Raw genomic sequence first — 25,808 nt, 5'->3', positions numbered from 1 at the left:
GTATTTATGCGTTGAAATGAGTATGATAAACACCTACCGGACAATTTTGAAATATTATGAGCAGTCGCGAACAAAAAAAACTTCAAACTCGGCACGCTTTTTTTAATGCTGTGCTCGATTTATGTATGACAGGGCAATCTTTTAGCTCTATCAGTCTCAGACAAGTAACACGCGAGGTTGGCGTTGTGCCGACTGCGTTTTATCGCCATTTTGATGATATGGAGTCACTCGGGCGCGCTTTGGTCATTGAGGAATTGGGCGGTACGTTAGCCACGTTAAGTGATAGCCTGCAGATTGGCCGTAAACGTAGCTTCGATCGTCAAATCGCAAAAAGTATTCAGCTATTCTTGTATATGGTCAGCGATCAGCCTTATTACTGGCAGTTCTTAGTCAGTGAGCGTTATGGTGGGTCAGAAGCAGTACGCAAAGCCATTAATGAGTTGATTAAGATACATGCTCAAGGTTTGGCCGACGACTTAGCGTTGCAGCCAGCTTTTACCCATATCAATGCTTATGACCGTCGCCTATTGGCTGAGGCTGGCGTAAATATGTTCTTCTCTTGGATTATTGATTGGCTAGAGCTGACCTACACGGAAGATCATGATGACGAGATTGATCTAAACGAAATCGAAGAGAACAAACAGCTGATGCTACATAACTGTACTCGTCAAGCACAGATGCTTTTTTACGGGGCATATAACTGGAAGTCTAGCGAAGAAACACGTCTAAAAGACTAAATGTCGATCTCTACACCATCTGCTAAAAGCTCGGACGAAATGCCCATAGTCGTTGTGTCACTACTTTGACTTCCTTGGGCATTTTACCGTTTACCTCACTACGATTACTCGCCTGATTATTATTAGCAGCCTCACTACTATTAACTACTTGATTATTATCAACGACAGTTTTACTAATCAAAACAGTAGCAAAACGCTCTCTCGCCTGACCGACAGTTGCATTATCAGTCGCTGTGATAAGCGCCATAAATGCTTGGCTATCAACTGCGAGAATTGGTGTTAACGCTTTTCGTTGCTCATCATTCACACTGCCGAATATCGGCAATTGCCATACTGCATCAATAGACGTCAGCGCCTGCTGTGCGCGCATATCTACCAGAGCCTGCATCTGTTGGCTGTTAGCACCATTAACTAGTGCGGCTAACAATACGGGACTGGCAGTATTGATATTAATAGGCACATAATAAGGCACCGCAGTAAGATAAGGTCGTAATACTGATAATGTCTCAGCGCTCACTCCTTTCACTTCTAGTAGCTGATCGATACTGACAAAAGGCTGATTTGGCAGAGCATCTGTTGCTACAGCGTTTGACTGCTGCGCATATACCGTATTTTCATCACCGCCATCTTGATATACCTCGCCGTCTGCATCTTGCCAATCAAGTATAGCAATAGCGATATCAGGCTCTAGATTTAGTTGCGTGAGTAGTCGTTGGAATACTGCTAAAGCAGTGGTGTTGGCCGCCCCACCTTGATACAAGTTATTAATGTTAAAACGACCAGACTCATCGCGTAGCTCGATGCTGACACTATGATTGGACAATGTATAAGGTGGTATGGGCTGCGCCCAGATATCTTGCGCACTATCCGTATCATTGAGGTTGCTATCAGCGCGAATCATCGTCACCGCCAACTGTTGACCTCCATCGATATCTTGCAGCAATTGATTTTGATCGAATAACAGACCACTACGCCTAATTGCGATTTTTTGGCTAGCAAGCATCGACCCTGCAACCACAGTAATACTTACTACCAGTAATAAGATAGTCAGCAGCGCAACACCGCGTTGAGAGTTCGCAGTCATCGACATACATAGCCTTTGTTGTTGAGCAATTGATACATTTTAACCACTACCTTCTCAATTATTCGTTCCCGCACTGCTATTATCCGCACTACTATTATTGTTACTACCATCACTACCGCTGTTGTCATTATTAACATTATCATTGCTACCACCATCTGTATCATTGGCTGTGCTTTGACTATTGCTATGCGATATCGGTTGCGGGGCAAGTGCCCATTGCCAAGTGATTGGCATATCTTGGTATGTAAAGCTAACCGCGATTCCTTTCGGTAATAAGGCAGCTGCGGGCTTAGGACTCGCTGTATTCGCTGATTGTCTCACCGCTGTATTTATACTACCACCACTGTTAGCGTCATCGCTCGGAAACTTGGTACTTAGCTCTGGTAGATAAGCTTGCCAGCTTCCTGCTGTGACACCTTCGAGCAATACGCTGTCTAGGCTGACGCTGTCACGCCCGCCTTCCATACTGTTATACTGGCGACGTATCAAACGCTCATCCGCAAAAATATATTCGATACGTTGGAGACTATTGCTACTCTGATATCGTGGATCAGGATCGGCAAAGCGTACAAAGCTGACATGTTCATCATCTAAGCTCATAAAGGGCTCAGGCGCTATTTCATCTATTTGCTCGCTTAATTGAGTATTATTACCTGAACTAGTACTGTTGCTTATATTATTGTTCGCTGTACTGACATTCTGGGTAGTAGCCGCTTGATAAGGGATGATTTGACCCATGTCTTGCTGTAATTGTAAATAAGCGTACTGCAGGACAGCCAGATTGTCAGCATGGAATTTTGCGCGCTCACGAGCACGATTGACCCCATCAAACACTTGCCAGCCTGCAACGGCTAACATCGCAAATATTGCCATGGCAACCATTAGCTCAAGCAGTGTGAAACCACGCTGAAGTCTCACAGACCGCCCCCTGCCTGCTCGCTATTATCTATTGTGCTTAGACCACTCGAATCCAAACTGCCTGTATCTTGCTCAGCATTACTTAGCATCACAGTGATATCAGTGACCGATGTGCGAGTCTGTCCATCTATAATAGGCGCAACTGCGATATTTACTTCTTTTAAGGCAGGTGTGATGGCGTCACCGACTGTCATTTCTATTTGCCAATTGCGCCCTTGTGCATTAACGGTTTGGGTGCGGTTGACTGTCAGCCACGTCTCTTGAATACGTAAATCAGCAGCGGCATTTTGAGCGACGAAGTGAGCAAGCGTACGAGTACGCAATATATCAACTGAGCTCAGATATGCACTACTGGCACGGCTCGCCGCGACTGCTACCACTGCCAAAATAGCTAGAGCAACCATCACTTCGATAAGGGTAAAGCCGCTCTCGCGCCTAGGCTTGAGTGATATAAATTTTGGTGACATAGGCTGATTTGTCATAGGAGGTTTATATAATTTAGTCACTATAACCCCTGTCCGATTCGCATGCTACCATCTGGCATTATCGTAATCACCTCGCCCACTAAACGCGAATCATGAAGTACTTCAATGGTGACAGGCGTTGCTTGTCCCGTACCAAACCACAATACCTGCGGTACGTTTTGGTCGCTAAACCAAGGCTGTAACGTTTGGGTTCGTCCCGTATTTTGTAAACCACTAGAATCCAAACTTTGAACTCTAATACTTACGCCAGTGGGTAGTTCAGGCAAGCTAATACCCGACTCGACCTCCCAACTTGGCGTTGGTTTTTGCTCATCAGTAGAGCCTGATAGACCAGCAACCTCTGCCGATAGCTCCATAGCATTCTTAGGCTGACTATCGATGCTATCTGACATCATCTCTGTTGTCTGGTACGCGACATATGGATTTGATAGGGTAACAATGACTGGCTCTACTTGACCTTGCTTATCTGCCTGCATACGCAAACCCATCGGCTGCATACGTTCAGCCGATAATAGTCGAACGTAGCTCAACGAATCGGTAAGATGCTCATAAAAAGCGCGATTTTTGCGGGATTCACTGCTACCGACAGACAAACTCATTATGCCAGCAAATATAGACAAGATAACCACTACCACCACGATTTCCACCAATGTAAAACCAGCCTGTGTCCGACTGTTTATTGATGAGACTGATGATAAGTGATAAGCATCCCTTGGTATGGAGACGCAGCGGCGACAATGGTCTGTAGGTCTTGTATCTAAGCAGTTGGACTGAGACGTTTGACTAATTAGAGTAAAAGAGCAAGTAGCCGCTGAACTGGACTGCGTCTTGACAGTGACCGGCATATTGCACCTATAAGCCCAATTTTAATTGTCGCAGAATGAGAAAGGAATTTTAAAGAATATTAGAAGATATATGAATTAATACTGCAAATCGTGCTGCAATAGTAAGCATTACAACACGATTTATTAAAACCAAGAAAGGTTCATAACCCAACAATTACTTGCTATTTTACCAATAACTACTTTAGTAGTTGGTATTGCGGTGCTCTTCTGATTCAGTATCGATTTGCTCTACTAGCTCTTGCATGTCTTCATCCATGACCTCTTCATCATCAGCAGGATAATGGCTTGGCAACTCTAGCACTTGCTGAACAAAGGCATAACGCAGCGTATCACGACGACCTAAGTAGCGTTGGTAAAAGCTGGAATTCAATAGTCCTGCACCGCCCTGACCAATCGCCCAAATAGACGATAGATAATCACGAGTACTTAAATTACTGTGCTCATCTTTTAGGTATGCGCTAATAATATCAATCAAACGCTTCATGCGCTGGCGACGGATATCATATAACTCACCAAACAAACGATTGAGCCCAGTCACTGATGCTGCCAGACGCTCTTCGATTTGGTTCAATAGCATGGCTTTTTGCGGGTTGAATAACTGCTGAAAAATCATACGGGCAACGCCTGCCGACGGGCAGTCATCAATACGGTTAATCTCAAACAATTGCTCTTCATAACGAATAATAATACGCAGATAAAGCTCATCTTTACTGGAGAAATGCTTGTACAGGGTGCCTTTAGCCAAATCGAGCTGATCTGCCAAACTGTCTAAAGTGATATCACCATCGCCTGACTCAAGTAGCAATTGTTCTGCCATCGCTAAGATGTTCTCTTCTCGTGCCTTGAACTGGTGCTGACGACTCATAATCTCTCCTAAAACATGACAAGATTAAGCATATGACCATCAATTATGTGCGTACATTTGGCAATGAGCGTATAAAACTATACAAGAACTGCTGAAATACCATAAAAGGGATATGCTTATATTTACAAATAGTCATTGATAATCATATAGTTACATTTAGTAAATTAAATACTAAAGGGGATTAAACTACACGACCACCACATAAATGACTGACTGGTCATAGCATAACCATTTTAGCGATACTGTGCCAGTAAATTTTCAAAGTTTTTTGCGGTTAATGCTCCAACCTCGTTACTATCACACCCGTACATATCTGCGATAAAGCTCGCGACATAAGGTACGTAGGCGGGCTCATTGGGACGACCACGCTTAGGCACAGGCGCCAAATATGGACTGTCGGTCTCAATCAAGATTCTGTCTCTAGGCATATGTCGTGCAGCGTCTTGGATATTTTGGGCACTTTTAAAACTGACAATACCTGAGAAGGAGATATAAAATCCTAAATCTAAAGCACGTTTCGCAGTCTCCCAATCTTCAGTAAAGCAATGAATAATACCATGCTCAGCGCCTTCACTTTTTAAGATATCGATCGTATCTTCTTTTGCGTCACGCATGTGTATGACAAGCGGTTTTTTTAGTTGCTGACTGGCATGGATATGACGTGCAAGACTGGCTTGCTGCTCTTTTTTATTTTCTGTAGACCAGTAGTAATCTAGCCCTGTCTCGCCTATTGCCCATACATGGTCTTTATCAGCAGTCTCTACTAGACGCTCAACCGTTGCTGATTTCAGTACATCGATATCTTCGCAAGGATGAATCCCTACACTCATCCCTAGATTTAGCGTCTCGTCACCATAGGTGCTCACAATATTGGCAATCTCGTCATATTCTGCAAAATCACACATGATTGCCATCGCACGGGTAACATTAGCAGTTTTCATGGCGTCAATCGCGCCAGATAATTTACCATCATATTTCGTCAAATCTAAACGGTTGAGGTGACAATGAGTATCTGTAAACATAAATAATCTCGTTATTAAAACTTTCTCAATTAAAAGTCTGGGAATTAAAAATTTGAATCTTATTTGCATTGATTGCTGTGAAGGAAGCTGTTTTCAAGTGGCATCATATTTCCTACTCTTAAAATACTATTCCCCAATTCATGGCCTAATACATGAGACTAATTAAGAGGCACGACTCGCATCACCTCTTCTATGGTTGTCACGCCTTCACTAATACGTTTTGCACCTGATAAACGTAATGGCTGTAGACCTTCTCGATAGGCTTGTTGTTTAAGCACATCTAAGTTTGTATCGGCTGCGACCAGTTTTTTTAATTCGTTAGACAATGGCATAATCTCGTATAGGCCGACTCGTCCCTGATAACCAGTGTGTCGACAATGCTCGCAGCCTTGAGCCACATAAATTTGTGCTGGGGCAGGTGCGCGCCAAGGTTGTACCAACTCCTGCCATTGAATAGCAATCTCACTGTCTGGCACAACGTCTACTGCTTTTTTGCAATGCGGGCATAGCGTACGTAACAATCGCTGTGCCATCACACCTAAGATAGTCGCTGATGTCAAAAATGGCTGAATCCCCAAATCATGCAAGCGAGTGATTGAACTTGGCGCATCGTTAGTATGTAGTGTCGAGAGCACCAAATGCCCTGTCAATGAGGCTTGTACTGCCATATTGGCTGTTTCAGCATCACGAATCTCCCCTACCATAATGATGTCAGGATCTTGACGCATCAAGGAGCGAATGCCGTCAGCAAAGTTTAAATCGACACCTGGATTCACTTGCATTTGGTTAAATGCAGGTTCAATCATTTCAATAGGATCTTCAATGGTACAGACATTGACTTGTTCAGTCGCTAACTGCTTGAGAGTACTATACAAGGTCGTGGTCTTACCTGAACCTGTAGGCCCGGTGACCAAAATAATCCCATTTGGATGAGCAGTCAATTCATGCCACGTTTCAAGCTGTTTGCCCGATAGACCAAGCTGAGCGAAGGAACGCACCAGCACTTCAGGATCGAATACCCGCATGACCAACTTTTCACCGAAAGCGGTTGGCATAGTCGACAAACGAAGTTCTGTCTCTAGCCCCTTTGGCGTTCGCGTCTTTAAACGACCATCTTGCGGTTTACGCTTTTCTGCAACATTTAGCCGTCCTAGAATTTTGATACGTGCGGTTACCGCGACGATGATTGCCAATGGCATCTCATACACCGTATGGAGCACACCATCGATACGGAAGCGCACCTTACCTGTTTCACGGCGTGGCTCTAAATGGATATCACTAGCTCGTTGCTCAAAGGCATATTGCAACAGCCAATCAACAACTCTAACAATATGTTGGTCATTGGCATCGGGATTAGTATTGTCGCCCAATTGCAATAATGCTTCGACATTGGTCACGTCGGCAGCTGCACGCTTATGGACACTATTTGCGCCTGCAATCGCTTGGGTAACTTGATAGAACTCTTGCCGGAAGCGTTTGATCTGCTCAGGATTGATATAGACTGTGCGATAGCTTTTTGATTTGATCAATTTTTCAATACTTGAGTGCCAGTCAGTATAAAAAGGCTGATCCGTTCCGATAATCACTTCGTCTATAGCGACCTCAATCGGCAAAATATGCTGCGAGCGTGCATATTCAAATGACATCAATTGTGTAACTGCAGGGACATCAACTTTTAGAGGGTCAATACGAACGAGAGACATATCTGCTTTAGCCGCCAACCATTGGTTGAGCCAAGCCAAAGTTAATTTATTTTCAGCGCTATTGTCCGTCGCATGGCCATTAGGCAAGCCAAATTCACTAATCGTTAGTAGAGGGTGCTGCGCTTTGTCGCGACGGCTAGTAATGACTAGGTTATAGCCGCGTTGGTCAATCACTTTATCTGCCAATAGCTCATCTAGACACCAACGCAAATCAATCACTATCGAGTACTGTTGAGCAGACATATCTCTCTTCTTCTATTGTTTTACAATGTGTTGTCAAAAATGATATCAATGCAAGCCAGTTATATTGCAACTACAGCGATTATCTGTAGCTGTCCTGATTTCATCAACTGAAAACTCACATCAACCGATTTATAACGCATAACAAATGGCGTGGCTATCTCTGTCCGTCGATAAGCTGGACGCGGGTCTTGAGCAATTAATTCTTTGATAATGCTCATATCTGAGGCTACTACTTGATTTTGTATACGATGAACCGTAGACGCAACTGTCGCACTATTTAATCCAGTGTTTGCGTCTTTAATACTTTTATCATTATTAGCATTACTAGACTCGCCTGCACTTACTAACATCATAAATTGTTCGTTAGCGGCATCGGTCACGGTTACGTTTAATAATTCTGGAGCAGTTGGTGCAAATCCACTCTGTGCTTGGATCAGCGCATCACTATAGGCCACATATGGCTTTATATCGATGATTGGTGTGCCATCTATCATATCAGCGCCTTTGATAATTAATAATACACGACCTTGAATTATTTTGACTTGTTCGAGCTTGACGACAGACAAACCTAGTCCTGAAGGACGATACATACTGCGACTGGCAAACACCCCTATTTTTTGATTACCGCCCAATCTTGGTGGACGTACTTGAGCGCGAAAACTAGTACTGGTTTCATTGTTATTTTTATATCGATAATTATGATGAAACTGCCAACTCACCCATATATGACTAAACTTATCCAAACCATCAAATGCAGCTGGCGTATCATATAGCGCTAACATCTCAATGACACTAGTCAAAGCGACTAGGTTTGGCTGGCGCGGCGCACCAAATTTCTGCGAAAGCGGCGCACGATGATAGCCAATAATAGGAGCTTGATAGTAGTTATCTAACAGGGGATTTTCATCAAGCATAGACCAACTCCAGTAATACAAAACTACCTTGATAAAGCAGTTTTGCCAAATGATACGAAATTACTCACTAACGATATTCCATTTTATCATGCTAGACAATCACTGCTAGACGGATTTTTATTTTAAAGTTTGGTATTATGAGCAAGAAATTTGATGAGAGTCATTTACATTTGGATGATATGAGCAGTAATGCTGTCATCGTTGACGCACATTTACTATGTCTAATGACATAATAAATGGCTGTACATAAGCTGATAAACCAATTCTATTGCGCTTACCCATCATTTACTCGTTCATAAAAATAGCAGTGTCGACAACGATTAAAAGACTGATACGTTTTTATAATGTTCAATCTAACATTGAACATTCTGATTTAATACTTATTCAAACTTAACACACAAATAACAACTTATTAACGAGGACTTTATGTCAAAACTTCGCACCGAAACGGTCACAGAGGTTCATCACTGGAATGATTCTCTATTTAGTATCAAAACCACTCGTGACGATGGCTTGCGCTTTCGTAATGGCGAATTTGCGATGATTGGACTTGTTGTTGATGGCAAGCCACTACTACGCGCTTATTCAATTGCCAGCCCTAACTATGAAGATCATTTAGAATTCTTCTCTATTAAAGTTCAAGATGGTCCGTTAACTTCACGCTTACAGCATATCAAAGTAGGTGATGAGCTGTTAGTCAGTAAAAAGCCAACAGGCACACTAGTATTGGACGATCTGCTACCAGGTAAGAACCTTTACATGCTCTCTACTGGTACTGGCCTTGCTCCTTTCTTGTCACTAGCACGTGATCCTGAAGTGTATGAGCGTTTTGACAAAATTATCTTAGTACATGGCGTACGTCATGTTCATGATTTGGCTTATCGCGAGATGTTCGAAAACGAGCTACCTAATGATGAAATCTTTGGTGAATGGTATCGCGAAAAATTCATCTATTATCCAACGGTTACGCGTGAAGAATTCAGAAATCAAGGACGTGTCACTGATTTGATGAAGTCAGGCAAATTGTTCGAAGATATTGGTTTACCACCAATGAATAAAGACGACGACCGTGTCATGCTTTGTGGCAGTATGCCGTTTAATGCTGAGGTTTCTGCTATTTTAGATGACTTTGGCTTGACTGTTTCACCACGTATGGGTGTGCAAGCAGATTACGCAGTTGAGCGTGCCTTTGTCGGCTAGAATGATGCTATTTAGCATCACTAGAATAAATGAAAAATTGTATAAAATAATACTTGACGCATGTAAATAGGCTGCTATAATACGCAGCCTATACAGTCAACACTGTAACCCAATTCGGTAATATTTAGTCAATAACTATTATCACCTAACATGCCAGTGTGATGGAATTGGTAGACATGACGGATTCAAAATCCGTTGCCTTTAAAAGCGTGTCGGTTCGAGTCCGACCACTGGTACCAATATTTAGTACAAACTAGCCTCCTTTATCGGAGGTTTTTTTGTGCTTATTATTTATATTTGTTTTAATAAATTCCTAGCTTGTTTATATCGATACTTCAAATGGCATGACAGCACTTATCTTAATCGGTACCGCATAATTCCATGGCATGCCAGCACTACAATAAAAATATCCATCATTAAATGACACAATATAGGCTGTAAAATCATTACCACACTGATCCATCATCGCTTGTTCATCGCCTTCATCACACACTGCGCACCATATTTTTTTATCACCCCGCGCTAGCATTGCTCGTGTCAAATCGCTCCCTTTTAATTCATGACTCATCATCAGCTCCTTAATTATCTTGAACTTTCTCATTACTATTTTTTTAGAAAGTTAATTTACCAGTACTCAATTCATAAGTTTGGTATGAGCTATAAACAATGTCTTATCAGGTAAATACAATTCCTATAAAAGACCATTTATTACTTTCATAACTATTGATTATCGTGGTTAATATATTGTAAAACGATAGCATTAGAACTGTAACATGTAACTATAATATTCATGATGGAAGGCGATAATATTCAGATAGGCGGTATAGAAAATCTGAAAAACTTAAGGTATACACCATACTGAACATCTGTTAGTGAACATATGTTAACTATATTAAATTTACTAGTGTCTTAACGCCATATATCTCTGACTATTAACTTTACACTAAATTTAATTATTGATATATAAATTATTCACATATTGCCATATTTTTATGGTTCTATATTCGAAAAACCCCTTTACCGTTTAATAATCGATACTGAAACAGAAGTATTGAGTGATGTAAAATATCAACCATGAAAACTCCTACAGCATCCAGTCCACGTAAAATCATTCATATAGACATGGATGCGTTTTATGCCAGTGTAGAACAACGTGACTTCCCAGAATTACGGGGCAAACCACTAGTGGTTGGTGGAGATCCAAATGGTCGCGGTGTTGTAGCAGCGGCTAGCTATGAGGTACGTCAGTTTGGGGTGCGCTCAGCCATGTCTTGTTATGAGGCTCGCAAACGTTGTCCAGAAGTCATATTTGTCAGACCACGTTTTGAAGTATATCGAGCTGTTAGCAGCGATATTCGCAATATCATGTACAGCTTAACGCCTCATGTTGAGCCATTATCGCTAGATGAAGCTTATCTTGATGTCACTGGTCTTACTGTACATAAAGGCTCAGCGACATTAATGGCAAATTGGTTAAGAGCACAAATATTGCAACATACAGGATTGACTGCTTCTGCTGGCGTGTCCTTCAACAAGATGTTGGCCAAGATTGCCTCTGATATCAATAAGCCTAACGGCACCGCTATTATCACACCAGAAGACGCTGATGCTTTTATTAGTACACTGCCTATTGAACGATTTCACGGGATAGGTAAAGCAACGGCAAGACGATTACATGCGATGGGCGTGACTAATGGTGCTGATCTACGCCGTATGTCAGCCGATGTATTGATTAATGAGTTTGGTAAGCGAGGACAGTTTTATCATGATATCGCTCATGGTCGCGATGAACGCGCTGTCAAGTCTGAGCGCCTGCATAAGTCTGTTGGTTCGGAGACTACTTTTAGAGAAAATCTAAACGATGACACGGCGTTACGTATACAAATCTATGAACAAAATGCGGATGCCTTCTCGCAACTGCACAAAAAAAATCTCATCGCTCATACTATAACGCTCAAGGTTAAGTATGCCGACTTTACTCAGATTACCCGTACGCACACGCTGACTACCGCTTTTAGTAGTGCTGAATCTGCTCATTACTGGTTAGACAAATTATTCTTAGATATTCCGCGCCAGCTCCCTATCCGATTAGTCGGGGTCACTTTTTCGTCATTGACACCTGCAGCTCAACTATTGCCTCAATTAAATTTATTTGAGTAAAATAAGCAAAGACTAACGTAATAAACATTAGAACAGTTGAAAACTATTATTTTTGCTTAGGCTATTCAAATATGTTTTGTGCACGGTGACTACTTTGTAAAGCAACCTTTTATAGCAGTATTTCTGCTACAATTATGCCAAAATTTCTATCCATTTAAAGACTGATTATGACCAACACTCACACTGCATCTTCCGATTCTAATGCCTCGCTTAATACCAATAACAATAGTGACGTCTTAGATTATCTAAGCGTGGAAGATTACGACTATGACTTACCAGATCGTTTGATTGCGCGATATCCATTGGCACAGCGTTCTGCTTCAAAACTTTTGTACTTGCCTGCTCACACTGTTACAAATGCTACGCCTGTAGAAGACTGTTTGTTTTCTGAGTTGCCTGATTTATTAGATGCTGGAGACCTGATTGTCTTTAATGATACAAAGGTAATGAAGGCACGCCTATTTGGTCAAAAAGACACTGGCGGTAAACTTGAGGTCTTGATTGAGCGATTGGTTACTGTCTCAGACTTAGATGTAGCAACACTGCATTTAGAAGATTCAGATAATAAGTCAGTCAATCAAGAACATATTGCTCTTTGCCATGTAAAAGCCAGCAAAGCACTGAAACTTGGTCAACGTTTTCAACTTGCTGATAGTCATATGAGTGGCGCGATGATTGGTCGTCAGGACAACTTGTTTATTTTAGCCTTTGATGCGCCAATTTTGCCTAATTTAGAACTTTACGGTGAGTTACCTATCCCGCCTTACTTTGAACGTCATGCTGATGACACTGATAATACTCGTTATCAAACGGTATTTCATGATCCCGCTAAGCTTGCAAGTGTCGCTGCACCGACAGCAAGTTTGCATTTCGATGACTTGGTGCTCAATAAGTTGGCAGAAAAAGGCATCAATACTGCTTTTGTGACATTGCATGTTGGCGCTGGTACCTTTGCGCCAGTTAAAACAGACAACCTACTCAGTCATATTATGCACAGTGAGTATGCACATTTGCCACAAGCAACTGCTGAGCTGATTAATCAGACGCATGCAAATGGTAATAAGGTTATTGCTATTGGTACCACGGTGACTCGCGTCCTTGAAACGGCTTATCAAAAAACAGCTATCAATGGGCAAGCACTCTCTAGTTGGTCAGGGGACACAGACATTTTTATTTATCCAGGGTTTAAATTCGGTGTCATTGATCGACTGTTAACAAACTTTCATTTACCCAAATCGACGTTGCTAATGTTGGTATCAGCTTTTTCTGGCAAAGCATCGATTGAATATGCCTATCAACATGCTATTAAAAAAGAATATCGATTCTTTAGTTATGGTGATGCTATGTTACTTGACAAGAAAACAAGCTGAACATTAAATAAACATTTATGCATTGGACGCAACAGTTGTGAAATAAACTGGTAAACTAAACCGTACTTTGTTATAACAGCAAAGATAACTTATTTTGTAAAGGACTGCTCATGTCTTGTCATTTATCTCGTCGCTTGACTCCTGTACATCGCGCGGTATCGATGGCATTACTTTATTCTGTAGGTTTGGCCGCTCTTATTCCAAGCGCGCAAGCGGCAACTATCGGTAGGACAGTGGTTAGCTCAGCCCAGCATGAACCGTTGAGCGCAAGTATCGTGGTTACTGACATACGAGCGGCTGATTTTTCAGCGAGCTTGGCCAATCCAGTTATTTATCAACAGATGGGCTTGACACCGACTGACTCAATGCAGGTGCACTTTCAAGCAACTTCTGCGACCAGTGGTCAGGTATTAATCAGCACATCACAGCCTGTGTCCAAGCCTTTTGCTGATTTGGTGTTATCGATCAATGATAATGGGCAGCAAAATGTTGTACCAAAAACATTATTAATGCCGTTAAACGATAGTCTACCGATTAATAATGCTTCCAAAAATAGTGTCAAAGGCACTCAGAAACTTAATTTACCAAGTGTTTCTGCAAGTGCTGCAAAACCGTTAACCGTAAGAAAAGGTGCACCGCCGCCATTAATATCGGTATCTAACGCTGCTGCAAATAAACCAACTCTAGCAAACATAGCAACAGTTGATTCTTCTATTTCTAGAGCAGTGTCTAACATACAAGCACCGACAGTGACAGCTACTTCGCAGACTAGCAATCTTACTTACGCGCCTAGTCGACTTGATAATGGGCGTTTAAATAGCGACTCTAATATAAAAAATACTATCAGTAATGCAAAGAAGACTGATAACGGACTTAGTTCAGCGAACCGTTTAGATAGCAGTTCCTTAAATGTAAATAACAACACTGAAACTACGAAAGTTAGTGCCAATGATAACGCCAAAGCAAGTATTAAAAACACTCCAATCTTAGATAAAGTATTGATTGATAAACCACTCGATACTCTAAATATTCAAGTCACACGGCAGATACAGCCGAGTCGTAAACATACAGACGCTGACGTATCACCCATACCTACTCCAACTACTAGCATCTTAGCAAGCAATACTGAGAAAAATGCTACTAGCGTCGTGGCAGCTTCTATTGGCAATGCAACGTCGAAAACCCCTAATAGCGCTATTAATAATGTACCTTCAAATGATAGAGCAATAGATAGTACGACAACTAATCAATACCAAGTACAACGTAACGATAGCCTATGGATTATTGCTCAGCAGATCGCGCAAGAAAATAATCTAGATACTTCCATTGTGATGAAGCAAATTCAGTCACAAAACCCTGATGCCTTTATCAATAAAGACGCAGATCAATTAAAAGCAGATGCTAAGCTTATTTTACCCAGTTATGATGTCATACCATCACAGAAAAACTTAGAAGCGGCTATCGATGCACAAAGACAGTATATTCGCAGAGCAAATACAGCGGCGATGCAAAAAACAGCTCAAAGACCTTTTAAAAAACCCTCTATAAGTACGCAAGCGGCCAAACGCCCTGAGAAAGCCACGACAACTAAAACACAGACTTTATCAAAAGCACAATTTTCTGTGCTTGCGCCTGGGCGAGATGGCAATGCAGATGGCACTCAAGCGAAAGCAGCATCAAACACAGGAAATGGTTTGAGCACAGATATATTAGCGACACTCAAAGCATCGCGGCAGCAGGCAGCATCACAAGCCCAACGTTTATCAAGTACAAGTAGCACTCTTAGCAGCTATACTAAAAAAATTCAATTACAAAACCAAAAATTGGCTGAGCTACAGGCTCGTCTCGAAAAATTACGCAATCAATAATTGCCTAACTGATTCATACATTAGATTGTGATCACAGGCGTAGGAATAACTATGGACAATATGCTATATATCATCGCCGGATTGGCGCTTATTCTGTTAGTGGCTGCTTTATTCTTGCGCAAAAACAAGGCGCAGAAATCGTCAGCACCATCGCCTATTAATGCAAGAAAAAATACGTCTACTCCCTCACCAAAAGTAGATTATGGTACTCCTACCCACACTAATGTCAGCAATAGCCATAAATTTGACCATATCACTATTGCTCAGCGTTTTATGGATCAGCAGCGCTATGACAAGGCGATCGAAACCATTAAACGTGGTCTAAGTGAAAAACCTCATAACAGTGCATTGTCTCTTAAACTACTCAGCATATACGCGACGATAAACCAGCCAGAAGATTTTAATAATATTTATGAGTCTATAAGAGCCCATAATGATAGTCAGACTATCGCTCAAGCAGACGAGATAAGAAGTCTATCTTTTGAGGAATTAGAACCTGCCGCTGTGCAAACGCTAGCCATAGACAATACCAAAGACGATTTTGGCGCTATCGACTTCGATTTACCTATTAGTCAGAATGATAGTACTAATGCAGTAGCTCATCAGCCAATTGAAGAAAGTAATAACGATACTGCACTAAATGAGACTGCAATAAATGATTCTATCGACAGCTTAGAGTTATCAGATAAAGTCGACAATGTTAGTTCTATTACCGAAAATCCGAATGATAGCTTTGATCTGACGCTCAGCGATCTAGAGAATGATTTCGATGCGCCTAATACGACAAGTGAAATGCCTGTCACACCATTGGACAATGTAAATAACGACGTTTTAGAGAGCTCCGCTAACGATAATATTAGTAATAACGAAGATAACGATCTTAGTGACTTTGAGTTTGACTTTGATTCATTTGATGATACTTCGAATGAATCATCTATAGACACTAACCTCTCATATGATGACAATGAGGAAGCCGCACTAGAAGAAGATTTTATCTTAGATTTCGATGATTTAGCAGCCGATACAGACAAAGACAATATCGTCCCTAATGACGTATCTACGAATTCAGAACAACACTCTATTGATACTATCCAAAACGGTGAAGATGACTTTGCTTTATCTTTGAGCAGTCTAGATGCACCAGATGATATCAGTACTGTCTCCAATGACGACCTATCTACGACTGAAAACGACAGTGATTTTGACAATTTCATTCTGGAAAATACTGATTTTGGAAGTAATGCTTCTGAGAGTATGACCCTTGAAGAAGACAACTTTGCAAATATTAATCTTGAGGAACCATTACTCAATGATGATATCGAGGTTAATGATGTTAGCGTTGTTGAAGAATCGAATGTCGCACCTGCTGCACCATTGAGGTTTGATGACAATACGCTGATAGACGATGATTTTAATATCGACGATGCTGATTCTCTATTTGAGGCTCCGTCGACTACTACCCCAGTCTCTATAGCTGCACCAGTTGAGAGCGACACTCCTGTCACGCCTCAAGAGATTGAATCAGCAGAAGACTTTTCATCACGTTTCGCAGCAGACTTTGATTTCGTAAAGTCATTAGACAGTAATCAAGTGACGTTAGACTTGGCAGATCAATACCTACAACTGGGTGAATATGATAGTGCCAAGCGTTTACTCAATGAAGTGATAGCTCAAGGTACTAGTGAGCAGAAACAGCAAGCACAGCTATTACTCGAACGTACTGCGTAGTTAATAGTCTAGTTTCTTATCAGCAAGTACTTCCTAATCACGGGATGCTTGCTGATTTTTTTTGCTTTTAACTCTAATACTATCTATTATTGAACCCTTCAGCCATAGTTGCTCAATCCTCTAGCGCCTCTTTTCTTCCATAATTGTTTACTGTGTTGATACTATGCCTTCTTCTGTTATGCTCAAAAATCTATCCGATCCTATTCAACTGATTTATGCTGGCGGTACCTTTGGTAGCTACGGCAGACCTTTAGCGCCATTATCAGCAGAAGTGTTTTTGCCTACTCTACAAAAGCTTTTGTCCGCGCAAGACAGTACGAATAACTTACCGACCGTCTCATGGTTGGAAAACGCCCTGATCAAAGACAGCAGCCAGCTTACCCCTGTCGATTTTACCCATTTCTATCAACTACTCCTGAATGCTTATGCCAAAGGTGATAGACGCTTTGTACTCATCACTGGCACGGATACGTTGAGTTACTTAGGCGCATTTTTAGCAGAAGCGTTTGCAGGTAGTGATATCTGTATTGTTTTGACCGCAAGTATGCGTCCATTATTAGACAGTGAGATATTGCATTCCTATAACATCGATGAACATAGCGATGCTTGGGGCAATCTCAACGACTCATTAAAACTAGCCGCTGCTGGTGAATCAGGCGTGAAAATTAGTTTTAGCGGCGAATCATGGCCTGCTCAAACGGTACAAAAAATTCACAGCCATGATCTGATGGCATTTACTGGTCATTCCCGCGCCGCTTATCCAGCCAATAGCTATATAAAAAGTCTACCTGACACGCGTAGGCAACATTGGCTCGATGACCAACAAGACTTGCTGTCCAGTATTAAAACACGTGCTGAAAACGCGAGTGTTCATGCGCTATATTGCCTACCTAACGATGTTTCGATGATAAACAACCAGCTACAAGCTTTATTGTCGCAGCCACCATGTGGCATTATTCTATTAGGGTTTGGCGCCGGTAACATCCCTTATTCAGCTGCATTAGCAGAGACACTAACCCTTGCTCATGAGCGTGGACATATGGTGATATCAGCCAGCCAATGTCCGTTTGGCGGCGTCAGCGATAGCTATGCAGCAGGTAGTTGGCAGTACGAGCATCATGTCATTGCTGGTGGACGTTTGACCATACCTGCTATTTATGCCCGATTACTATGGTTGCTACTTCGCTATGACAGTCCTGCCAGACGTAGACAGCGTTGGTTGAATAATGTCAATCAAACTGGCACTAGCATCAAAAAGCGCTAAGCGACTTTTAATTAATTCCCATTTTATAAGTTTAGAAACCCTAATGTCTGAGACTGAAATTATTGAAACTGAACCAACCTACACTTTAGCGATTGCTATTGAGTTCTTAGGAACTCATTATCATGGCTGGCAACGGCAACGAGAGGTTTTGGGTGTACAAGAAGCCCTAGAAACAGCTATCGGCAAAGTTGCCAATGAGCCTGTAGAAGTCATCGCAGCTGGGCGTACTGATGCCAGCGTCCATGCGAGTAATATGATTGCCCATTTTACAACTCATGCGTATCGCCCTACTCATAATTGGTTGCGCGGTGTGAACAGCCTACTTCCCGATGATATTGCTCTACGCTGGATACAACCCATGCCAGCTGATTTTCACGCGCGTTTTGGTGCTATTGCTCGTCGCTATCGTTATATTACGCTCAACCAAGCACAGCGCCCTGCCATACTAAATCATCAAGTAACTCATATCTATGAGCCGCTTGATTTGAAAGCCATGCAGCAAGCAGCAGCTGATATCGTCGGTACACATGATTTTAGCAGTTATCGTGCTGCGGCCTGTCAGTCCAATCAGCCAGTGCGCACGATTAGCCATGCCAACCTTTTTGCTCATGGTCAATTTATCGTTTTTGATATACAAGCAGATGGGTTTTTGCATCATATGGTTCGCAATTTGATGGGCACATTGTATGCCATTGGTAGACATGAGCTAGAGCCAGCAGATTTTTTAAATATTCTGCATAAAAAAGACCGAACGATTGCACCACCTACTGCTTCAGGTGATGGATTGTATTTTATCAATGCTTATTATCCTGAGCGTTTTCAAAGCTTATTGCCAGATGCACCGCTAACACCTGTTTGGTTAAATCTACCTGATTAAATCAATATCATTTGGCATACATATCACTTACATGCTGTCAAGTCAAAAGCAGGTTCGTATTGCTTTAATCCGCTAACTTACGTATAATATGGGCTTATTTTTTAATTGATTGATACAAATTATGGCAAAAGACGATATTATTGAATTTGAAGGCGAAGTCATTGATACCCTTCCTAATACTTTGTTCAAAGTTCGTTTAGAAAACGGGCACGAAATCATTGCGCATATCTCTGGTAAGATGCGTAAGCATTATATTCGTATCTTGACAGGTGATAAGGTTAAAGTTGAAATGACGCCTTATGACCTATCTAAAGGCCGTATCACCTACCGTGGTAAAAACTAAATACTGACTAACCAATATGGTTATGAAAGTATTAGCATTGGTAAGATACAGCCAATAGCCGAATAGCTACGTTATCGCTGATAGCTGATATGACGCTTGGGTAGTGAAACTGATAATAATAATGAAAATGCTAATCTGCTCATTATTGCCTATCAATATTTTAGTTATTTAGTATTGACTGTTTCTACTTACCACAAAAAATACCGCTAGATTTTAGCGGTATTTTTTTGTCCGTTTTTTATGACTTAGTATTATCGTATTTAACTAAATTCGACAGTCGCGCCGTTTTTTATAACTCCGAGCAAACTAAGCGCATCCCAGTTGGTCAAACGCACACAACCTGCTGATGCCTGACGACTAATACGAGCAGGATCTGGCGATCCATGAATGCCATAAGTAGGTTTGCTAAGTCCAATCCATACCGAACCAACTGGATTGTTAGGACCTGGTGGAATGATAGACTTGCTGCCGTCATTGGCCGTATAAGTATAGTTGGGCTCGTGCACCTTTACCTTGACAGTATGCGTACCTGTTGGTGATGGTGTCGCTGTACTGCCTACTGTCGTCGGATAGCTAGCAATCAAATTGTTGCTCTCATCATATGCGTAGAGTGTTTCAGTGGCCTTATCAGCGACAACGCGATGCACCGGCTTGGTATTAGGATTACCAGGGTTATATACCGTGATAATTTCACCAGCAGTAAAATTAGCATCAGGATTAAGCGACTTTAAATATTTCTCACTAATATGAAACTTCTCTGCCAACGCCTCAGTAATGCTTTCGTAGTACATCCCCTCAAGCTTGGATTTGGCAACAGAATCAGCAGGTATGGTTGTGGTTTTGACATTCACATCTGCTTCAGTGAGCTGATAGCTGACTAGTACTGGTTGAGTTGTGAGCTTCTCATTTTTAGTCAGCGCTTGCCACGTCTCAGCGTTTAGCGTATCGGTTACGTCTAAACCATTTGCTTTTTGAAACGCTTGCATGGCTTTGCGAGTATTTTTGCCCCAGTAGCCATCGACAGGCCCTACTCCGTTGTGATGCCAGTTTAATAGAGCCTGCAGCTTTGTTCCTATATTACGATCAATATCTGCATCTGCCGTCCAAGTGACATTGTTTATCTTTTTTGCATTGTCAGATAGGTTCTCAGTTGTGTATTTAATAGTAGGCAGTAGCTTATTCAATGAAGTCGCGGCTTTACTATCTCCTGTTAACTTTTGACTTACGCCATTAGTCACTGGACTCACTTCAGCCGGAGACTTGACGCTATTACTTGCGTTCACACTATCCGTTGTTTCTGCTGCGATGCTTTGCCCCATGAATAGTAAGCTAGAGAAACTAACCACTGTCAATGCTTTACTGATTCTTGTTAATTGATACATGTAACACTCCTAATTTAAGAAATTCTATTTTTGTTTTAAGTTTGCAAATACTACAGTTTTTTGGATTTTTAGAACTTACCTTCGGCATCTAGATTTTGAATATTTTACTTTTGCTAAAAGCGAAATATTTTAGCTCCTTTATAAGCTACTAATATTGTCATATTACCTTGTGAGCATATAACAGCTTTGTGTTAAAAGGAGCTTTGTTGTACAGCGTCTCTGTTAAGACAATGCTTGTAGATAAGTTTTGCTAACAGATAAACAATAAAAAACCATAAGCCACTTGGTAGCTTATGGGTATATAACACGCAAAATGAGACTGTGGAAAATGCTATATAGGAATAGCCTTTAAGCGCAAGTTAACTTATATCAGTTTGGCCAAGACCGCTTGACCCATTTCTTTACAGCCTACCTGCTTAAGTCCAGCTTCACTGCTATCTAAAATATCCAGCGTACGTAGACCATCATCAAGCACATCACTGACTGCCTGTTCAATTGCTTGTGCCGCATCTTCTTGCTTAAAGGTATAACGCAGCATCATAGCAACAGACAAGATAGTCGCTAATGGGTTGGCTTTATCTTGTCCTGCGATATCAGGTGCTGAACCATGACACGGCTCATACATGCCCTTACCTGACTCATCTAAGCTCGCTGATGGCAACATACCGATAGAGCCTGTCAACATTGCAGCTTCATCAGATAGGATATCGCCAAACATGTTTCCCGTCACCATGACATCGAACTGCTTGGGATCTTTAATCAACTGCATGCAGGCGTTGTCAGCATACATATGTGATAACGCCACATCACTATAATCAGCTTGTTGCATCTCGATCATCGTCTGTTTCCACAGCTCGGTGACTTCTAATACATTGGCTTTATCAACTGAACATACCTTAGCTGCTGTGCCTGCCGCTTGCGCACGCGTTTTTGCTAACTCAAAGGCAACTTTACCAATGCGCTGAATCTCACTTGTGCTATACACCATCGTGTTATAGCCCTGCTGCTCACCATTTTCTAGTGTGCGGATACCACGAGGCTCGCCAAAATAGATACCGCCTGTCAGTTCACGAACGATCAATAGATCTAGGCCTGAGATAATTTCAGGTTTGATACTTGAGGCATTAGCCAACTGTGGGTAGAGCTTGGCTACGCGTAGGTTGGCAAATAAACCAAGCTCACCGCGTATCTTAAGTAAACCGCGCTCAGGGCGTTTACTACGCTCGATCGCATCCCATTTAGGACCACCAACTGCACCTAGCAATACAGCATCTGCAGCGCGAGCACGGGCCAATGTCTCATCTGGCAAAGGCTCACCAGTTGCATCAATAGCCACACCGCCAATCAATCCAGACTCAAGCGTTAAATCAAGTGAAAACTTATCATTGACAGCCTTGAGCACGTCAATGGCTTGGGTCATGATTTCAGGGCCAATACCATCACCCGCTAATGTTAAAATCGTTGCCATACTGATCCTTTTGGAAATATTTTTATTAGTTGATTATATTTTCGAGCTTTTTATACTCATATTTTATGCTGCCATTTTTTTGACTTTAGGTGCTGATGTTACTGCTTTGGCCATACCCGTTTCTACGAATTCGCCTTGATGCTCAGCGTCTAGTTGTTTACAGAATCGGCGCTGTACTTGAGTGCCTTGCAATAGCTCAATACATAAAGGCTCAGGTGATGCTGTGTCCAATAGACTGCCTGATTTTTCGCTGTTCTTCTTTTGATAAGCGCGCAGCTGATAAGTACCTGCTTCAGTGAAGTCATGAATCATCGCAAAACGCTCAACATAGCCCATGTTATTTTCTGGATAGAAATTCACATGTACTTCGTGTTTGGCAGGCATGACCCGTGCATAGTAGTTGGTCAATCCTGGCATACTCGAAGGCGCTAACGGCACAACTTTTATGGCATTTTTATTGACGAGTGGTGTCATATCCATCTTCATCGATGTCTTTGCCGTGCCTTCTTGACGTGGTGAAACTGTTACAATCTGAGGGTTGATTGGCTCGTGACTGTTGGGCGCAATAATGAGCGTTTTATCTATCTGCACAATTTCGCAATGATATGTACCCACACATGCAATATTTACTTCACCAGCGATAGGTTTGATTTTACCCACCCATGCTTCAGCACTCTCTGCCTCATTTATTTTTTGATAGCCCGTCAATAGCTGACAGCCTGACAATAATAAGCTTGCAGCAACAATTGTACTTGTCCATAGAGCATAACGTTTTGTATTCATAATGGCGGCTACTATTCAAGAGAGATAATAAAATGTAGTGAAAAACTATTCTTCATTTTAGACAGTTCACCGCCATAACTCAACGCTGCGTTGCAACTACTCGCAGTTTTATAAGCAGTAGATTATAGAATGACCTTCTACGCTCTTACGTCGTTAAATATCCACGGTGTTTTTTGCATCATTTGTTGCTCATAATCTTTAATAGCATCACTTTGTTGCAAAGTTAGACCAATATCATCCAGTCCGTTTAACAAGCAATGTTTGCGAAAGGCATCCACTTCAAAGGCATACTCTTCACCAGTTGGTGTGATAACGACTTGACGCTCAAGATCTGCGGTCAATTCATAGCCTTCGTTATCAAAAGTCGCCTTCATTAACGTATCTACAATCGCTTCATCCAACACAATCGGCAACATGCCATTTTTAAAACAGTTATTGTAAAATATATCTGCAAAGCTAGGCGCAATTACCGTACGGAAACCATACTCTGATAACGCCCAAGGTGCATGCTCACGACTAGAGCCACAGCCAAAGTTTCTACGTGCTAGCAAGATAGTAGCACCTTGATAACGTGGTTTGTTTAATACAAAATCTGGATTGATGACTCGTGTACTGTTGTCTTGACCAGGGTAGCCTTCATCAAGATAGCGCCAATCGTCAAATAGATTCACGCCAAAACCTGTACGTTTAATAGACTTCAAAAACTGTTTTGCGATAATTTGGTCGGTATCGACGTTTGCGCGATCTAACGGGCAAACGATACCTGTTTGGGTGTTATAAGCTTGCATAAAATTTCCTATCAATTATATTTTTGCTGGCTGATGATCTTGATAAGCGTATTAAACAGTAAATAATTTTTACCATCTTTGACAGCATGCTCATATATTTATCGTTCATACAAGCATGATGTCAGCTACTTATTATCAGACTTAAAACGTACGAACGTCTACAAAATGACCAGCCAATGCTGCGGCAGCTGCCATTGCTGGGCTTACCAAATGCGTACGACCACCATTACCCTGACGACCTTCAAAATTACGATTAGACGTTGAGGCACAGTGCTCTTGCGGCTCAAGTTTATCTGCATTCATCGCAAGACACATTGAGCAGCCCGGCTCACGCCATTCAAAACCAGCTTCAGTAAATAACGTATCCAAGCCTTCAGCCTCTGCTTGCAGTTTCACCTGTCCAGAACCTGCAACAACGATCGCTTCTTTTACGTTATCAGCAACTTTGCGACCTTTGATTACCGCTGCCGCATCACGTAAATCTTCGATACGTGAATTGGTACATGAACCAATAAATATACGGTCAAGTTGAATATCCGTAATTTTCTGACCTGCTTCTAGCCCCATATAAGTATAAGCGCGTAACCAGCCTTCTTCTTGAGCTTCATCAATGGCTTGATCTGGTGTCGGTACAGATTGCGTGATATCTACTACCATCTCAGGCGATGTACCCCAAGATACTTGCGGTGCGATCTGACTACCGTCGATTTCCACTACAGTATCAAATACCGCGTCATCGTCTGAATATAGTGTACGCCAATAGGCTTCCGCTTGTTCCCATTGTGCTTCGCTTGGCGCATATGGACGACCTTTAACATAGTCAATCGTCGTGTCATCGACCGCAACCATACCGACACGCGCGCCTGCCTCAATCGCCATGTTACAGACGGTCATACGACCTTCCATACTCATATCTTCGAACACTTGACCTGCAAATTCAATCGCGTGTCCTGTTCCACCTGCTGTGCCGATCTTTGCAATAATAGCTAACACTACGTCTTTTGAAGTGACGCCAGCACCAAGTTGACCAGTGACGCGGATTTGCATATTTTTTGATTTCTTTTGAATCAAACACTGCGTTGCCAATACATGCTCAACTTCGGAGGTTCCGATACCATGAGCCAAACAACCAAGTGCTCCGTGGGTCGCTGTATGCGAGTCACCGCAAACAACTGTCATACCCGGCAAGACCAAACCTTGCTCAGGACCGACCACGTGCAAAATTCCTTGACGGGCATCATTGATAGTAAATTCAGCAATATCAAACTTGGTGCAGTTATCGTCCAACGTGACAACCTGTAAGCGTGATACCTTGTCTTTAATCCCAGGCACCCCTTCTAGACGCTCTTTAGTGACGGTCGGCACATTATGATCTGGACTGGCAATGTTAGCCGATAAACGCCATGGCGCTCTATTTGCCAACTCCAACCCTTCAAATGCTTGTGGACTCGTCACTTCGTGCAACAGGTGGCGGTCGATATAAATCAGGCTCGAACCATCGTCACGCTTAGTGACTTCGTGAGCATTCCAAAGTTTGTCATATAACGTTTGACCAGCCATGTTGCTATCCTTTATAGGTTACTAATTACTTAATTTTTACTTACTTGCATATTGCCAAGCTAAGATTCTATGTAAATACTATGTCTATCTATAATGTTTAATAATTACTGTCGTATCTATGATTTAAATATTATTTCTTCATCAGACTCAACATATGACTAAAATTAACGCTTAAAATACGTTTTAAATGGCAAATAGCCA

The 25,808-nt window shown here is 41.9% G+C and carries 23 protein-coding genes and 1 tRNA gene; 10 read left to right on the top strand and 14 right to left on the bottom strand.

The window, feature by feature from the left end; translation table 11 throughout:
• Window positions 1-56: 56 nt before the first annotated feature.
• Entirely contained in the window at window positions 57-737 is a 681-nt protein-coding gene (locus IEE84_RS04825) for a TetR family transcriptional regulator (RefSeq protein WP_057759356.1), read from the top strand.
• A gap of 22 nt (window positions 738-759) precedes the next feature.
• Here IEE84_RS04825 and gspK read toward each other — a convergent pair whose 3' ends face one another.
• From gspK to tsaA, 8 genes are all read right to left on the bottom strand, one after another.
• Complete coding sequence (gspK, locus tag IEE84_RS04820) at window positions 760-1,827, bottom strand: type II secretion system minor pseudopilin GspK (protein WP_224737903.1); 1,068 nt, start codon at window positions 1,825-1,827, stop codon at window positions 760-762.
• 48 nt (window positions 1,828-1,875) lie between these two features.
• Window positions 1,876-2,739, bottom strand: coding sequence for a type II secretion system minor pseudopilin GspJ (gene gspJ, locus IEE84_RS04815; protein WP_191115051.1), 864 nt, complete (start codon window positions 2,737-2,739; stop codon window positions 1,876-1,878).
• On the bottom strand, window positions 2,736-3,206 hold the full coding sequence (gene gspI / locus IEE84_RS04810) for a type II secretion system minor pseudopilin GspI (RefSeq protein WP_224737900.1): 471 nt from the start codon (window positions 3,204-3,206) through the stop codon (window positions 2,736-2,738). Before gspI ends, gspJ begins: the two co-directional genes overlap by 4 nt.
• 38 nt (window positions 3,207-3,244) lie before the next feature.
• Window positions 3,245-3,871, bottom strand: a complete 627-nt coding sequence (locus IEE84_RS04805; protein WP_416383475.1) for a prepilin-type cleavage/methylation domain-containing protein — start codon at window positions 3,869-3,871, stop codon at window positions 3,245-3,247.
• Between the two features lie 379 nt (window positions 3,872-4,250).
• Complete coding sequence (locus IEE84_RS04800) at window positions 4,251-4,934, bottom strand: TetR/AcrR family transcriptional regulator (RefSeq protein ID WP_057759351.1); 684 nt, start codon at window positions 4,932-4,934, stop codon at window positions 4,251-4,253.
• A gap of 233 nt (window positions 4,935-5,167) precedes the next feature.
• Complete coding sequence (locus IEE84_RS04795) at window positions 5,168-5,956, bottom strand: TatD family hydrolase (protein ID WP_102094913.1); 789 nt, start codon at window positions 5,954-5,956, stop codon at window positions 5,168-5,170.
• A gap of 158 nt (window positions 5,957-6,114) precedes the next feature.
• A complete protein-coding gene (gene tfpB / locus IEE84_RS04790; RefSeq protein WP_191115048.1) occupies window positions 6,115-7,902 on the bottom strand; it encodes a type IV pilus assembly ATPase TfpB in 1,788 nt (595 codons plus the stop codon).
• A gap of 59 nt (window positions 7,903-7,961) precedes the next feature.
• Window positions 7,962-8,816 carry a tRNA (N6-threonylcarbamoyladenosine(37)-N6)-methyltransferase TrmO gene (gene tsaA / locus IEE84_RS04785; protein ID WP_191115047.1) on the bottom strand — a complete coding sequence of 285 codons (855 nt, stop codon included), beginning with the start codon at window positions 8,814-8,816 and terminating at the stop codon, window positions 7,962-7,964.
• A 426-nt stretch (window positions 8,817-9,242) separates the two neighbouring features.
• Between tsaA and IEE84_RS04780 the strand changes: the two genes are divergently transcribed.
• Window positions 9,243-10,016 carry a ferredoxin--NADP reductase gene (locus tag IEE84_RS04780; RefSeq protein WP_101205461.1) on the top strand — a complete coding sequence of 258 codons (774 nt, stop codon included), beginning with the start codon at window positions 9,243-9,245 and terminating at the stop codon, window positions 10,014-10,016.
• Window positions 10,017-10,168: 152 nt separating this feature from the next.
• Window positions 10,169-10,255, top strand: a tRNA-Leu gene (locus IEE84_RS04775).
• Between the two features lie 83 nt (window positions 10,256-10,338).
• On the opposite strand, the gene IEE84_RS04770 is transcribed toward IEE84_RS04775, so the two are convergent.
• Entirely contained in the window at window positions 10,339-10,584 is a 246-nt protein-coding gene (locus IEE84_RS04770) for a hypothetical protein (RefSeq protein WP_191115046.1), read from the bottom strand.
• Window positions 10,585-11,090: 506 nt separating this feature from the next.
• Between IEE84_RS04770 and dinB the strand changes: the two genes are divergently transcribed.
• The 7 genes from dinB to infA all read left to right on the top strand — a co-directional run bounded on the left by dinB (window position 11,091) and on the right by infA (window position 19,626).
• A complete protein-coding gene (dinB, locus tag IEE84_RS04765) occupies window positions 11,091-12,176 on the top strand; it encodes a DNA polymerase IV (protein WP_191115045.1) in 1,086 nt (361 codons plus the stop codon).
• 167 nt (window positions 12,177-12,343) lie between these two features.
• Entirely contained in the window at window positions 12,344-13,546 is a 1,203-nt protein-coding gene (gene queA / locus IEE84_RS04760; RefSeq protein ID WP_191115044.1) for a tRNA preQ1(34) S-adenosylmethionine ribosyltransferase-isomerase QueA, read from the top strand.
• A gap of 110 nt (window positions 13,547-13,656) precedes the next feature.
• Window positions 13,657-15,414, top strand: a complete 1,758-nt coding sequence (locus tag IEE84_RS04755) for a FimV/HubP-related protein (protein ID WP_191115043.1) — start codon at window positions 13,657-13,659, stop codon at window positions 15,412-15,414.
• Between the two features lie 51 nt (window positions 15,415-15,465).
• The gene (locus tag IEE84_RS04750; RefSeq protein WP_191115042.1) at window positions 15,466-17,142 is read left to right on the top strand and encodes a FimV/HubP family polar landmark protein; all 1,677 of its coding nucleotides are present in this window, start codon (window positions 15,466-15,468) and stop codon (window positions 17,140-17,142) included.
• 163 nt (window positions 17,143-17,305) lie between these two features.
• Window positions 17,306-18,406 carry an asparaginase gene (locus tag IEE84_RS04745; protein ID WP_191115041.1) on the top strand — a complete coding sequence of 367 codons (1,101 nt, stop codon included), beginning with the start codon at window positions 17,306-17,308 and terminating at the stop codon, window positions 18,404-18,406.
• 43 nt (window positions 18,407-18,449) lie between these two features.
• A complete protein-coding gene (truA, locus tag IEE84_RS04740) occupies window positions 18,450-19,283 on the top strand; it encodes a tRNA pseudouridine(38-40) synthase TruA (protein WP_191115040.1) in 834 nt (277 codons plus the stop codon).
• A 121-nt stretch (window positions 19,284-19,404) separates the two neighbouring features.
• Entirely contained in the window at window positions 19,405-19,626 is a 222-nt protein-coding gene (infA, locus tag IEE84_RS04735; protein ID WP_021814850.1) for a translation initiation factor IF-1, read from the top strand.
• Window positions 19,627-19,886: 260 nt separating this feature from the next.
• Here the strand turns inward: infA and IEE84_RS04730 are convergent, their stop codons facing one another.
• From IEE84_RS04730 to leuC, 5 genes are all read right to left on the bottom strand, one after another.
• Entirely contained in the window at window positions 19,887-21,008 is a 1,122-nt protein-coding gene (locus IEE84_RS04730; protein ID WP_191115039.1) for a L,D-transpeptidase family protein, read from the bottom strand.
• Window positions 21,009-21,372: 364 nt separating this feature from the next.
• Window positions 21,373-22,476, bottom strand: coding sequence for a 3-isopropylmalate dehydrogenase (gene leuB, locus IEE84_RS04725; RefSeq protein WP_057759326.1), 1,104 nt, complete (start codon window positions 22,474-22,476; stop codon window positions 21,373-21,375).
• Between the two features lie 63 nt (window positions 22,477-22,539).
• Complete coding sequence (locus IEE84_RS04720; protein ID WP_191115038.1) at window positions 22,540-23,259, bottom strand: hypothetical protein; 720 nt, start codon at window positions 23,257-23,259, stop codon at window positions 22,540-22,542.
• A 137-nt stretch (window positions 23,260-23,396) separates the two neighbouring features.
• Entirely contained in the window at window positions 23,397-24,047 is a 651-nt protein-coding gene (leuD, locus tag IEE84_RS04715; protein WP_057759322.1) for a 3-isopropylmalate dehydratase small subunit, read from the bottom strand.
• A 141-nt stretch (window positions 24,048-24,188) separates the two neighbouring features.
• Window positions 24,189-25,607 (bottom strand): 3-isopropylmalate dehydratase large subunit, encoded by a 1,419-nt coding sequence (gene leuC / locus IEE84_RS04710; protein WP_057759320.1) that lies wholly within the window; start codon window positions 25,605-25,607, stop codon window positions 24,189-24,191.
• Window positions 25,608-25,808 lie beyond the last annotated feature (201 nt).

This window comes from Psychrobacter sp. 28M-43 (assembly GCF_014770435.1).
Classification (GTDB): domain Bacteria; phylum Pseudomonadota; class Gammaproteobacteria; order Pseudomonadales; family Moraxellaceae; genus Psychrobacter.
Note: the sequence above shows the minus strand (reverse complement) of the source record. Positions and strands in the feature narration are given on the sequence as shown.

Coding starts and splice junctions, on each gene's coding strand:
- IEE84_RS04825 (WP_057759356.1), top strand. CDS start 57: ATGAGCAGTCGCGAACAAAAAAAACTTCAAACTCGGCACGCTTTTTTT.
- gspK (WP_224737903.1), bottom strand. CDS start 1,827: ATGTCGATGACTGCGAACTCTCAACGCGGTGTTGCGCTGCTGACTATC.
- gspI (WP_224737900.1), bottom strand. CDS start 3,206: ATGTCACCAAAATTTATATCACTCAAGCCTAGGCGCGAGAGCGGCTTT.
- IEE84_RS04800 (WP_057759351.1), bottom strand. CDS start 4,934: ATGAGTCGTCAGCACCAGTTCAAGGCACGAGAAGAGAACATCTTAGCG.
- IEE84_RS04795 (WP_102094913.1), bottom strand. CDS start 5,956: ATGTTTACAGATACTCATTGTCACCTCAACCGTTTAGATTTGACGAAA.
- tfpB (WP_191115048.1), bottom strand. CDS start 7,902: ATGTCTGCTCAACAGTACTCGATAGTGATTGATTTGCGTTGGTGTCTA.
- tsaA (WP_191115047.1), bottom strand. CDS start 8,816: ATGCTTGATGAAAATCCCCTGTTAGATAACTACTATCAAGCTCCTATT.
- IEE84_RS04780 (WP_101205461.1), top strand. CDS start 9,243: ATGTCAAAACTTCGCACCGAAACGGTCACAGAGGTTCATCACTGGAAT.
- IEE84_RS04770 (WP_191115046.1), bottom strand. CDS start 10,584: ATGAGTCATGAATTAAAAGGGAGCGATTTGACACGAGCAATGCTAGCG.
- dinB (WP_191115045.1), top strand. CDS start 11,091: ATGAAAACTCCTACAGCATCCAGTCCACGTAAAATCATTCATATAGAC.
- queA (WP_191115044.1), top strand. CDS start 12,344: ATGACCAACACTCACACTGCATCTTCCGATTCTAATGCCTCGCTTAAT.
- IEE84_RS04755 (WP_191115043.1), top strand. CDS start 13,657: ATGTCTTGTCATTTATCTCGTCGCTTGACTCCTGTACATCGCGCGGTA.
- IEE84_RS04750 (WP_191115042.1), top strand. CDS start 15,466: ATGGACAATATGCTATATATCATCGCCGGATTGGCGCTTATTCTGTTA.
- IEE84_RS04745 (WP_191115041.1), top strand. CDS start 17,306: ATGCCTTCTTCTGTTATGCTCAAAAATCTATCCGATCCTATTCAACTG.
- truA (WP_191115040.1), top strand. CDS start 18,450: ATGTCTGAGACTGAAATTATTGAAACTGAACCAACCTACACTTTAGCG.
- infA (WP_021814850.1), top strand. CDS start 19,405: ATGGCAAAAGACGATATTATTGAATTTGAAGGCGAAGTCATTGATACC.
- IEE84_RS04730 (WP_191115039.1), bottom strand. CDS start 21,008: ATGTATCAATTAACAAGAATCAGTAAAGCATTGACAGTGGTTAGTTTC.
- leuB (WP_057759326.1), bottom strand. CDS start 22,476: ATGGCAACGATTTTAACATTAGCGGGTGATGGTATTGGCCCTGAAATC.
- IEE84_RS04720 (WP_191115038.1), bottom strand. CDS start 23,259: ATGAATACAAAACGTTATGCTCTATGGACAAGTACAATTGTTGCTGCA.
- leuD (WP_057759322.1), bottom strand. CDS start 24,047: ATGCAAGCTTATAACACCCAAACAGGTATCGTTTGCCCGTTAGATCGC.
- leuC (WP_057759320.1), bottom strand. CDS start 25,607: ATGGCTGGTCAAACGTTATATGACAAACTTTGGAATGCTCACGAAGTC.